A 473-nucleotide genomic window follows, 5' to 3' on the forward strand; every position below is an offset into this window, starting at 1 on the left:
CCGGCGGATAGCTTTTGCTGGTGCGGAACTCGTAGGTGGCCAGGCCGCCGTGGTCGCCCTTGTAGATCTTGTCGAGCACGCCGAGCACGTTCAGGTCCTGGAAGATGCGCGAGTTGACGCGGCGCTTGAGGTAGGTCAGCCACGGCACGATTTCGGCATGGTAAAAGGCAAAGCCGCCATCCGAATGGCTGAAGCCAAACGAATTGACCTAGCCGTTGATGTAGCTTTCGCTGCCATCGGCCATCAGCACGCCGACGCTGACGTTCTTGCCCATCAGGGTCTTGAGTTCAATGGCGCCGTCCTTCGAGATCAGGCTCAGGTGAGCCAATTGCAAAACGATTTTTCTGAACTGGCCGACATCAGGAGAGCACGATTTTTCATCGCTTTTTGGTGATATCGGAGGAAATCTGATCGGTTACGGCGGCGGAATCATGGCTAATCTCATTTTTAAGGCGTGGGGATGCCGTACCTGA

General features: G+C 55.6%; 1 protein-coding gene and 1 pseudogene. Both read right to left on the reverse strand.

Translation table 11 applies throughout. From position 1 onward, the window contains the following. Nucleotides 1–193: pseudogene (locus tag F1735_RS38425) on the reverse strand (contractile injection system protein, VgrG/Pvc8 family); the annotation flags it as partial. Nucleotides 194–208: 15 nt separating this feature from the next. Continuing rightward, nucleotides 209–334 (reverse strand): phage late control D family protein, encoded by a 126-nt coding sequence (locus F1735_RS36080; RefSeq protein ID WP_222853197.1) that lies wholly within the window; start codon nt 332–334, stop codon nt 209–211. Between the last annotated feature and the right edge of the window lie 139 nt (nt 335–473).

The sequence above is a fragment of the Massilia genomosp. 1 genome (genome assembly GCF_011682185.1).
Taxonomy (GTDB): domain Bacteria; phylum Pseudomonadota; class Gammaproteobacteria; order Burkholderiales; family Burkholderiaceae_D; genus Telluria_A; species Telluria_A rubra.